Origin of the sequence: Halomonas sp. 707B3 (genome assembly GCF_024158645.1) — a bacterium.
In the GTDB taxonomy this organism is placed as follows: Bacteria; Pseudomonadota; Gammaproteobacteria; order Pseudomonadales; family Halomonadaceae; genus Vreelandella; species Vreelandella lionensis.
Genome location: NZ_JAMZBE010000118.1, coordinates 1 through 11094, shown reverse-complemented (window position 1 = coordinate 11094; position 11094 = coordinate 1). Strand labels below are relative to the sequence as shown.

Genomic DNA, 11094 nt, shown 5'->3' with positions numbered 1-11094 from the left:
ACGGGCTTGCGAAAGCCAACTTGCACGGGGCGAATGATCAAAAAGTGCTCGCTGGCGGTGATAGGGAAAGTGTCGGCGCCGGCTTCACGGATTCAGGTGTATCTTATTCAATCGCACCTAGCTGTTTATCCTACTACTTGCCTTATCCGAAAATTTTTATACAAAACAAACACACCGCCAATCCAAACCTGCTAAAAATTTGCCAGATATATCGCCAAATGGCTGCTTGAATCCCTTTCGACTTGTGCATTTTTAATTAAGTTCAATTTGCAAATCGCTCTCTTAAAGATAGCTATACTTTGGAATCTACCGTATTAATAACCATTTTAATTATTAGAAAATTCAGAAAATTATAAATTCACGCACTAGATAGCATGGGAAGCATACACCGTACTGCCATACGATTGGCGTAGTTTTAAAAGCCCCATACCAAAACGCCCCCAAGACGGGGGCGTTTGTCGTACTGCATTTGCTCACTATGTTTCATCACAGACGCTTACGCAAACACTTCAGTCCACTCACTGCGCTTGGCCAGTAGGCCTTTGGCAAGCTTCTGGGCGCCTTCCAGGCTGTGGCTGGCGGCCCAGCCGCACTGCATTTCGTTGCAGGCGGGTACTTCGGTGGCGGTCAGTACGTCGTTGAGGGTCTTCTCGATGATCGATAGTACATCGTCGTAATCATCGTGGTTAATCAGCGCGATATAGAAGCCGGTCTGGCAGCCCATCGGGCTGATATCGACGACTTTATCGGTATGATTGCGCGACATTTCCGCCATCAAGTGCTCCAGGGAGTGCAGCGCGGGCATCTCCATGTGCTCTTTGTTGGGCTGGCAGATCCGCAGGTCATACTTGTGGATACGGTCGCCGTTCTGGCCCTCTTTAATATCGGCCAAACGTACGTAGGGCGCTTTTACCTTGGTGTGATCCAGGTTAAAGCTTTCAACGTTCATCTTCTTTTCGGTCATGGTGGCTCCGTCGTCGCTCTCTTTCGTTCGCCTATTCTACACGCTGAAGGCTGGTTACACCTTGGGAGCGTCGAAATTCCACGGCTCATCGGTATAAACGCATACGTTGGCGTCTTCGATATCGCCCTCGGGCGACTCAACGTGCTTGGCGAAGAAGTCTTGAATCTCTTTACGCTGGCAGTGGGCTTCAAACTCTTCGCGACTGGCCCAAATTTCATGGAACACAATCGGGTAGCTAGTGCCTTGGGCAAACGGGTTATCGATCTGGCGAGTCACCGTGTAGTGCAAGCAGGCATCTTCGCGGTGCGTATTGGGTTCTAACGTCTGCAGCGCTTTAAATACGGTTTCCTCTTTACCGGCCTTGGGTTTGAAGCTAGCGATGCAGTAGATTTTTTTCGACATATTTTGTTCCATGTAAGGAGGGTTCTGCCCACCATTATGGGGCCGATAGCGGTAGATACCAACCTATCGCATCATTCGCTCGGCAAGCGCTTCAAGGTCTGGCACGGTCATATCCGGCTCAATGCCCCAAGGGTCGAAGGGGGCATCCGAATGACGGCGTACCCAGGCGCTACGCAAGCCCGCGTGGGCCGCACCAATCACATCAAAGGGGTTGCTGGAGATCAGCCAAGTGTGTTCTGGCCGCGTTTCTAGCTGCGTGCGTAGATAGGCGTAAACGGCAGGGTCAGGCTTGAAGCGTTTTACCTCATCGACACTGATCACGACATCCATATGACTCCTCACACCTGCGCGAGTCAGCAGTTGGCTAACAGCTTCTTCCGTGCCGTTGGAAAAGGCCACGCAGCGGATGCCCGCATCGCGCAGTTGATCCAGCGCAGGCACCACATCCGAGAATGCTGGCAGCTCGGCATAAACGGCCATTAAGTGGTCGTGGTCGTTATCGGAAAGGCCTGTTTGTAGCGCACGGTCAGTGAATACCAGCGCTTCGCGAGTGCACTCAGCAAAGGGCACGTAAGCTCCCATCAGGCCGTGGCGGAAGCTGTACTCCAGCTGTTTTTCCCGCCAGCGTTTGGCAAACTCGCCTGCCTTGGTGGCATCGCTTAGGCGGCGTTCCAACTCAACGGTTACCCCCTGGGTATCAATAAGCGTGCCGTATACGTCAAAGGCCAGTACCGGTTGCATTGTGTGCGTCTCCTTAACGATCCATTGTCTATTCACTGTATTCAGCATAGACGCCGCTATCAAAAACAAAAACGCCGCTGCATCGGCAGCGGCGCTTAAACGGCTAACGCAGGCGGTTAAACGGTAAAAGCGGCTTCTTGCTGTCCCGTTTTCAGGTCGCCGGAGCGCACGAGCTCATCGGTCACGCGGTCGATGGCACGTTTGGCACGGCCAATCATCTCGTCCACTTCACCACGATTGATGGTCAGCGGCGGCGCAAAACCTAGAATGTCGCCTTGAGGCATGGCGCGGGCAATCAGGTTCTCTTCCAGCGCGGCAGCGGCGACACGCGGGCCCACTTTCAGCGCGGGGTCGAAGTGCAGGCGCTGTTTGGCATCCGGAGAGAATTCCAGCGCAGCCATCAGGCCAACACCGCGCACATCACCCAGCAGCGGGTGGCCTTCAAACGTCGCTTTCAGCTGCTGCTGGAAGTAACCGCCGGTTTCAGCTGCGTTGCCCACTAGGTTTTCGCGCTCGATGATATCCAGGTTGGCAAGGCCTGCGGCACAGCCCAGGGCGTGGCCTGAGTAGGTCCAGCCGTGGCCGATGGGGCCGAATTCACCGGTGCCCTGCTCTAGCACTTTCCACACTTTATCGCCGACAATCACGCCAGACAGCGGCTGGTAGGCGCTGGTCAGGCCTTTGGCGATAGTGATCAGGTCAGGCTTCATATTGTAGTGGTGGCTACCGAAGTCGGAGCCGGTACGGCCAAAGCCACACACCACTTCGTCGGCAATTAGCAGCACGTCATACTTATCCAGTACCGGCTGAATCGCTTCCCAGTAGCCTTCCGGCGGCGGCACGATACCGCCAGTGCCAAGTACCGGCTCGCCGATAAAGGCGGCAACGGTGTCCGGGCCCTCTTCCAGAATCATCGCTTCGAGCTTATCCGCGCAATAGGCAGAGAATTCCCGCTCGGTCATGCCGTGCTGCTCGGCGGCGCGCAGGTAGTAGTGCGGCGCTTCGGTATGACGAATGGTTTCGATGGGCAGATCGAAGTGATCATGGAACGCTTTCAGGCCGGTCAGCGAGCCAGACGCGATGCCAGAGCCGTGGTAACCGCGCATACGCGAGATGACCTTTTTCTTCTGCGGGCGGCCCAGTACGTTGTTGTAGTAACGCACGATTTTGAGCTGGGTTTCGTTGGCGTCAGAGCCGGACATGCCGTAATAAACCTTGGACATGTTCATACCAGCAATTTTCAGCACGCGCTCGGACAGCTCGATTTGCGGCTCGTTGGAGTGGCCTACGTAGGTGTGGTAGTAGGAGAGCTCCAGCGCCTGCTTGTAGATAGCTTCAGCCACTTCAGTACGACCATAGCCGATGTTCACACAGTAAAGACCCGCAAAACCATCGATGAACTCACGGCCATCTTTATCAACGATATTAATACCTTTACCACCGGTAATAACACGGCCCGGCGCATCGCCATGGGCGAAATCACGCAGGTGCGTAGAGGCGTGGAAGGTGACTTTACGGTCGCGTTCGATCAGATCCTGGTGCAAGCTCATAACGTTCTCTCTGTACGATAAACCTCCCCACTGTTGGGAAGGGTGTTTTATCTTTGGTGACTGACTAGCTGTTGGTCACCTAGCGGTGTCTTCGCCCGGCAAAGCCGACCTCCTACTGAACAAATCAAATTTTTGAACAGTTATTGTGGGAAGACGCTTCAGCGCGCGATTCTGTTCTTTACAATTAGCTACCCGATACGGAACCCAGTGCGCCCAGGCAGTAGTATTTCGTTTCCAGGTACTCATCGATACCTGTAGCGCCACCTTCACGGCCAAGGCCGGACTGTTTGACACCGCCGAAGGGCACGGGCGGGCCGGTCATCTTCACGGAGTTGACGCTCACCATGCCGTACTCCAGTGCGCGCATCAGCTTCCAAATACGACGAATATCGTGGGTGTAGATGTACGCGGCCAGGCCATATTCGGTGTCGTTGGCCATCTCGATCACTTCGTCGTCGCTACTATAAGCGGTAATGCCGGCCACGGGGGCAAAGTTCTCTTCCCGCCATACTTTCATTTGCGGTGTCACACCGGTCAGCAGCACTGGCATAAAGAAGTTGTCGCCCGGTGCTTGGCTTTGGTCGCCCGCAATCATGGTGGCGCCTTGGGAGATCGCGTCGTCCACAATCGCGGCTGCTTTTTCGACCGCTTGGCGGTGAATGAGCGGGCCAAGATCAACTTCGCCGTGCAGGCCATTGCCCACGGTGAGGGCCGCCATACGCTCGGTGAACTGGGCCACGAACTCATCGTGAATCGATTCGTGTACCAGAATCCGGTTAGCGGCAAGGCAGTCTTGCCCAGCGGTTTGGAACTTGGCCGCTACCGCCGCGAAGGCGGCTTCTTTCGGGTCCATATCTGGCCCGACGATAAACGGCGCGTTGCCACCCAGCTCCAGCGAAAGACGCTTCACGGTGTTAGCGCTCTGCTCGATGAGCAGACGGCCAACGCGGGTAGAGCCGGTGAATGAGAGCGCACGAATACGCGGCTCGCTGCACAGAATCTTGGAAACTTCCGCAGGCTCGCCCAATACCACGTTGAAGATACCTTCGGGAATGCCTGCTCGCTCAGCAAGTTCTGCCAGCGCCAGCGCCGAGAACGGCGTTTCGTTGGCGGGCTTCACAATCACTGGGCAGCCTGCGGCCAACGCGGCAGCAGCTTTGCGGGTGATCATCGCCAGCGGGAAGTTCCACGGCGTAATCATCGCGGCAATGCCCACCGGCTCTTTAATGGTGCCGAGCGATGCATTGGGAATGTGGCTAGGGATGGTCTCGCCGTAGGTGCGCTTGCCCTCTTCCGCGAACCAACGCACAAAGCTTGCGCCATACTCTACTTCACCACGGGCATCGGGCAGCGGTTTGCCCTGCTCCAGGGTCATAATCGTGGCGAGGTCTTCACGGTTGGCTTGAATCAGGTCGTACCAAGCCAGCAGGCGTTCGCAGCGCTCGTCGGCGCGCAGTGCCCGCCAGTGGACAAACGCCGCTTCGGCGGCATCCACAGCAGCGGTAATTTGCTCTGCTTCCAGCAGCGGAATATGGCCAATGGCTTCATTGGTCGCGGGGTCGTACACGGCCTCTTCGCGGCCGCCTTCACCGTGGGTCCACTTGCCGTTCACGTAGGCGTACTGCCGGAACAGGCGCGGGTCTTCCAGGCGTTTAGCAAGCGTGGTCGATAGTGTGGTCATGGGCACCTCCCCAGGTTGCAGCCAGTACGATGAGGCCAGCTAAAGGCGACACATCGTGCACATCAAAAGGGTTATCCATCGCGGCCCAAGGGCCGCGCTGAATCGATGTGCCTAGCGTAAGGGAGAATCGCCACGAAGTGTTTTTGAAAGCGCCGGTGTTTTCCGGCACTTTTTTTGTGGCAAGACGTTTTATGATGGTTTTTTTTGGCCGCAAGGCAAAGCGGCTAAAGCGCAGCGCTGGGGTCGATGCCAATCGGCTGATGCTTGACGGTCTTCGTCACGATATACGTAAAGTAGCGCTCAATGCCCGCCTCCGATACCAGCCATTTATCCATCAGCCGCTGGTAGCTATCAATGGTACGGGCTTCAAACTTCACCAGGTAGTCGACGCCGCCGCCCACCGCAACACACTCGGTCACCTCTGGGGTGTTCATCACCAAGGCTTCAAAGCGGGCAAAGCTTTCGGCGTTGTGCTGTTTGAGCTCGATCTGCACCCACACAGGGTTACGCGGCACCAATACCTCGGCATTGATGCGCGCGGTATAGCCTTCGATCACACCGGCTGTTTCCAGCCGCTTTACCCGCTCCCAGCAGGGGCTGACCGAGAGGTTAATCGCCTCGGCCAGCTTAGACTTGGTGATCCGTCCATCCCGGGAGAGGATATCGAGGATTTTGAGATCAAAACGGTCCAGTTTCATCATGCCGGGGGCTACGCCTCCAGGCGTTCGACAACATCGGCGATCACCGCCAGGGTGTCCCCCATATTGATCAGCGAGGGCGCACGGCGGGCCATGAGAATACCATCGCGCTCGGCCTTGTACGCCACTGGTGCGGTGCCGCTGCGGGTCATATCGTAGACATAAGCGATGGTTTGGCCCTTCTTCACTTCGTCGCCCAGTGCCACCAGCAGCTCTAATACGCCCGAATGCTGGCTCTGCACGTAGCAGCTAGCATCTGGCATATCGAGGTACATTTGCCCGCCTTCGGGCATTTCTACACTGCCCTCTACCAAACCATAATGAATCAAGAAGTTGCGCACGCCACGTTCGGCAATGGCAATGCTTTGCGGCGTAGAGGTGCCGCCGCCGCCCAGTTCGGTCGCCACAAACACCTTGCCTTGGCGCTCGCAGGCGGTGTCGAAGAGTTTTTCGGCATCCAGCTCAAACATCACCATGGCGTAAGGCGCACCAAACGCTTTAGCCCCTTCCAGGGCGGCCTGCTGTTGAGCTTTGTCATCCAGCACGTGGGAAGCGCCAAACGGCAGGATATCCAGCGTGCGGCCGCCAGAGTGCAGGTCGAGCACCACATCGCTCATGGGCACCAGCACGCGGGTGAAGTAGTCGGCAATTTGCGAGGTCACCGTGCCGTTAGGGTCGCCAGGAAAGCTGCGGTTCAGGTTGCCTTTATCCATGGGTGAGGTGCGTTTGCCCGCCATCACCGCTGGGGTATTCATGCAGGGCACGATGATCACGCGTCCGGTCACGTCTTCCGCTTTCAGCGTTGAGGAGAGCTTCAACAGCGAAGTGATGCCCTCGTACTCATCGCCATGGTTGCCGCCGGTGAGCAGTGCCGTGGGGCCTTCGCCATTTTTTACTACCGTGACGGGGATCATCACCGCGCCCCAAGCCGACTCATCGGTGGAAATCGGCAGTTTTAAAAAGCCGTGCTGCACGCCATCGGCGTCGAAATCAACGGTGGCGGAAATGGGGCTTGGCCGCAGTTGGTTCGGTTGAAGCGTCATTGTGTTTCCCTTGTGTTATCACGCGGCTATTTGACGAACAGCTGGCGGGGGAAATTCGCCAGGGTTTCACAGCCGTCTTCGGTTATTAGGATACTTTCGGTAATCTCCAGGCCCCAGTCATCAACCCATAGGCCGGGCATGAAGTGGAAGGTCATGCCGGGCTGCAGGATGGTTTCATCCGAGGGGCGCAAACTCATGGTGCGCTCGCCCCAGTCGGGTGGGTAAGAGATACCGATGGGGTAACCACAGCGGGCACCACCGCGGTCAAAGCCATATTTATCCATCGCGGCACCCAGCGCCATGGCGATATCTGCCGTGCGGTTGCCGGGTTTGGCAACGGCCAAGCCATTCTCAATGCCTTCAAGCAGCGCCGACTCCGCACGGATAAAATCAACCGGTGGCGTGCCGAGAAACACCGTGCGTGACATAGGCGCATGGTAACGCTTAAACACGCCCGCAATCTCGAAGAAGGTGCCTTCGCCGGTGCGAAATGGCGTATCGTCCCAGGTTAAGTGGGGTGCGGCTGCATCTTTACCGGTGGGCAACATGGGCACGATGGCGGGGTAATCACCGCCAAATACTTTGCCGTTTTCATCGACAAAGCCCTCAATACCCACGCGATAAATCTCCGATACCAGCTTGCTCTTGGGCAGACCAGGCTCAATCACCTCAAGAATGCGCGAGTGCATCCCCTCGACGATTCTGGCCGCTACCCGCATATAAGCAATTTCTTGAGGCGACTTGATCGCCCGGCACCAGTTCACCAGCGAGTTGGCATCCATAAAGCGCGCATGGGGCAACTCTTTCAGCAGGCTTTGATACGCTTTAGCGGAGAAGTAGTAGTTATCCATCTCCATGCCCACCACACCGGTATGCCAGCCACGGTCCGGCATAATCGACTGCGCCAGATATTCCATCGGGTGCATATCAGGGTTCTGGACGTAGTAATCCGGGTAGTAGGTAATATTATCGGGATGAATCCAGCAGGTGCGCAGTGCACCATTGGCATCCATCCGGCGGCCGAACCATACCGGCTCGCCTTCCAGCCCCACCAGCACGCACTGGTGGACATAAAATGACCAACCGTCGTAGCCGGTTAGCCACGCCATGTTGGAGGGGTCGCTGACGATCAATACGTCAATACCACGACCGGCCATTTCAGCACGCACCTTCCACAGGCGGTTTGCATACTCTTCACGAGTGAAAGGCAGGGAAACCTCAGTCATCGGGCAACTCGCCATCAAAGATCACTAAGAACCAGCGCATGCCCTAAGGCTCACTGCGCTGGGCCACAGGATCGACCTGGCCACCGCCGCTGTTGGCCCGCCAATGTCGTCTTAAGGCGATACTAGCACCCACCCTTGGTTGCCGGTCAAAACCTTTATTACAAAAATTTCATATGCTGTTAACGTTAGCTTTATCTATACGTTGACAGCGTTCTCCATAATGCCCTCAGGTTGCGGTATTAAGCTCCTCTCGCCCATGATAGTCATCATGCATTATTAACTGAGTACAAGGAGATAACATGAAAGTCGTAGTGCATATTGATGACGCGGCCCAGTGGCAGGCCGCTATTGCAGAGGCGCTTCCAGAGGCCACCGTGCTTACCAGTGATGCCCCCGCCAGCGAACGGGCCAACGCCGACTACCTAGCCGTGTGGAAAGCGCCCGCTCACCTCCTGCAAGAACAAACGCAGCTAAAAGGCATTATTAACCTAGGGGCTGGGGTCGATTATTTGCTGAAGACGCCTGGGCTCCCCAAGGATGTCCCTATCGTGAAGCTACGCGATGCAGGCATGAGCGAATTGATGGCCGACTATGTGCTTTACGGCGTGCTGCACTTCTACCGCAGCATGGACCGCTACGCCGCTCAGCAGCCAAATGCCCAGTGGCAGCCCCATGCGGTGCCGGATAAAGCGAACTGGCCGGTGGGTGTATTAGGGCTAGGCGCTATCGGCAGCTATGTGGCTAGTGCGCTTCAACAGGCTGGATTCCCGGTGCTTGGCTGGAGCCGAACCCCCAAACAGATCAGCGGCGTGCGCTGCCTGCATGGCGAGGACGGTTTAAACGAGCTACTGAACCAAGCGCAAAGCGTAGTGACCATTCTCCCCGATACAGCGGCTACCCAGCACATTCTTAACGCCGAACGGATGGCACAACTGCCGAAAGGTGCCAGCATCATTAACCCAGGCCGTGGTAGCTTGATTGATGAGCAAGCACTGCTGGACGCACTTGGCCATGACGGCCAGCCAGGGCACCTGCGCGGAGCACTGCTGGATGTTTTCCATGAAGAGCCGCTACCAGCAAACAACCCGCTCTGGCAGCACCCTAAGGTCATCGTCACTCCACATATGGCGGCCCCCACACCGCTTAACGATGCCATTGATCAAGTGATTTCGTACCTGCACGCCTTTGAGGCGGGTGAAACCCTGGCTACCGTTAACCCCGACATGGGCTACTGACGTTTAACGCCACGCTCGTTATACTCGCCCACGGAACCAAGCGCTCGCTAAAGGCTCTTAGGAAAACACATTTAATGGAGGAAGGGCCTTTGCGTCACCTTTTCGCAACTGCCGCTCAACGCGGGTTAGTGAGCGCTGTTTTTGGGACGACTGCCCTGCTGGCAGGGAACACAGCCCTCGCAAACAGTAGCTCAGCGCTACCCACTCCTCAGCCCTTTGAAGCCCAATATCGGCTTGAAATTCGTGGTTGGCCGGGGGCAACCATCACCCATACGCTCACCAACGAAGGCTTACACTGGTTAAGCGATATGAGCTTTTCCATTACGGTGGCTCGCGGCCAGGAGAGCAGTCGCTTCACGGTTGATGAAAGCGGTACCCATTCGCTGCTTTACAACAGCAGTTATTCGCTCTTTGGTATGGGCGATAGCTATCAGCTTAATGAGGGCGATATTCGCTCCATTGACCGCCAAGCTGCCCTTTTTGACCTCTCCCGCCGGGCAGGCACCGAGGGCTGCATCGAAAGCAGCCCCTGCGATATCAGCTTCGTGGACCATCGCGGGCGGGACGAAAACTTTCAGTACTACGTGAATGCCCCCACCACGGCCCGCGTGCCTGCCGGTGAGTTCGAGGCCAAACAGGTTACGCTGATCGATGCCGAAAAGCCTGACCGCCACCTGCTGATCAATTTTCACCCTGAGTGGCCGGGGCTGATCCTCTCTGCGGAGTATCAAAAAGAGGGGCAAAAGCAAACCACCATCACCATGACCCAATTCAACCCCGCCGGGGGTAACGCGCCCTAAATGCTCTCTGGCCTATTGATCGTTTTGCTGCCGCTGTTTTTGGGCTACTTGGTACGTGTCCGTTCGACCCGCTTGCTGAATCTGATTAACCGAGCCGTTAGCGGCTCGGTGTACCTGATTCTGCTGTTTATGGGCGTGAGCCTCGCCGGGCTTGAGAATTTGGGCAGCCAGCTCTCCCGCTTGGGTGGCAATGCGCTACTGTTGTTCAGCATCACCACGCTGTTTAACTTAGCTGCACTATGGTGGCTTTCTCGGCGAGTGCGCTTAAGCGCAGGAGGCTCGCCGGTGGTGAAAGATGCCCCCACCAGCAAACTCGCCGCCATGCAGGGCTCGCTGCTGCTGGTGGGCGTGGTGGCGGCGGGCGTTACCGTGGGTGTGTTGCTTGGGCCCAACATTGGCGAGGCGCTGTTCACCACCGCCGACTGGCTAGCCGAGTGGGTGCTGTACCTGCTGCTGGTGTTGATTGGCTGCCAGTTACGCAACTCCGGTATGCCGCTGAAGCAGATTTTGCTCAATCGCTTGGGGCTCGCCATTGCGGTCACACTGGCCGTTAGCTCGCTGCTAGCGGGCTTATTGGCCGCCCCGCTACTTGCGCTGAGCTGGAACGAAGGCCTTGCCATGGCCTCAGGCTTCGGCTGGTACTCGCTGTCCGCCATCCTGATTGGCGACCAGCTCGGCCCGCTGATGGGTGGTGTGGCGTTCTTCAACGACCTCACCCGCGAGCTGCTGGCGTTTATCCTGATCCCGCTGGTCA

At 56.7% G+C, this 11094-nt stretch carries 12 protein-coding genes; 4 read left to right on the top strand and 8 right to left on the bottom strand.

The window, feature by feature from the left end; genetic code table 11:
• The coding region (locus tag BIS10_RS14130) for a hypothetical protein (protein ID WP_253506064.1) at positions 1–230 on the top strand (230 nt) is incomplete at its 5' end.
• Positions 231–496: 266 nt separating this feature from the next.
• Here BIS10_RS14130 and BIS10_RS14125 read toward each other — a convergent pair.
• The 8 genes from BIS10_RS14125 to doeA form a co-directional block, all read right to left on the bottom strand.
• Complete coding sequence (locus BIS10_RS14125; RefSeq protein ID WP_044630275.1) at positions 497–964, bottom strand: S-ribosylhomocysteine lyase; 468 nt, start codon at positions 962–964, stop codon at positions 497–499.
• A gap of 54 nt (positions 965–1018) precedes the next feature.
• Positions 1019–1366 (bottom strand): putative quinol monooxygenase, encoded by a 348-nt coding sequence (locus tag BIS10_RS14120; protein WP_253506062.1) that lies wholly within the window; start codon positions 1364–1366, stop codon positions 1019–1021.
• A 63-nt stretch (positions 1367–1429) separates the two neighbouring features.
• Positions 1430–2107, bottom strand: coding sequence for a haloacid dehalogenase type II (locus tag BIS10_RS14115; RefSeq protein WP_253506060.1), 678 nt, complete (start codon positions 2105–2107; stop codon positions 1430–1432).
• 116 nt (positions 2108–2223) lie between these two features.
• Positions 2224–3657, bottom strand: a complete 1434-nt coding sequence (locus BIS10_RS14110) for an aspartate aminotransferase family protein (protein ID WP_253506058.1) — start codon at positions 3655–3657, stop codon at positions 2224–2226.
• Positions 3658–3841: 184 nt separating this feature from the next.
• Positions 3842–5338: an NAD-dependent succinate-semialdehyde dehydrogenase gene (locus BIS10_RS14105; protein WP_253506056.1), complete on the bottom strand. Its 1497-nt coding sequence runs from the start codon at positions 5336–5338 to the stop codon at positions 3842–3844.
• 224 nt (positions 5339–5562) lie between these two features.
• On the bottom strand, positions 5563–6039 hold the full coding sequence (locus tag BIS10_RS14100) for an Lrp/AsnC family transcriptional regulator (RefSeq protein ID WP_083024225.1): 477 nt from the start codon (positions 6037–6039) through the stop codon (positions 5563–5565).
• A gap of 8 nt (positions 6040–6047) precedes the next feature.
• Positions 6048–7079, bottom strand: a complete 1032-nt coding sequence (gene doeB / locus BIS10_RS14095) for a N(2)-acetyl-L-2,4-diaminobutanoate deacetylase DoeB (protein ID WP_054640945.1) — start codon at positions 7077–7079, stop codon at positions 6048–6050.
• A gap of 26 nt (positions 7080–7105) precedes the next feature.
• Positions 7106–8305, bottom strand: coding sequence for an ectoine hydrolase DoeA (doeA, locus tag BIS10_RS14090; RefSeq protein ID WP_083024227.1), 1200 nt, complete (start codon positions 8303–8305; stop codon positions 7106–7108).
• Positions 8306–8604: 299 nt separating this feature from the next.
• Here doeA and BIS10_RS14085 point away from each other — a divergent pair, with 299 nt between their 5' ends.
• The 3 genes from BIS10_RS14085 to BIS10_RS14075 all read left to right on the top strand — a co-directional run.
• On the top strand, positions 8605–9540 hold the full coding sequence (locus BIS10_RS14085) for a glyoxylate/hydroxypyruvate reductase A (protein WP_083024229.1): 936 nt from the start codon (positions 8605–8607) through the stop codon (positions 9538–9540).
• 128 nt (positions 9541–9668) lie between these two features.
• Entirely contained in the window at positions 9669–10340 is a 672-nt protein-coding gene (locus BIS10_RS14080) for a hypothetical protein (protein ID WP_253506055.1), read from the top strand.
• The coding region (locus BIS10_RS14075; RefSeq protein WP_253506053.1) for a lysine exporter LysO family protein at positions 10341–11094 on the top strand (754 nt) is incomplete at its 3' end.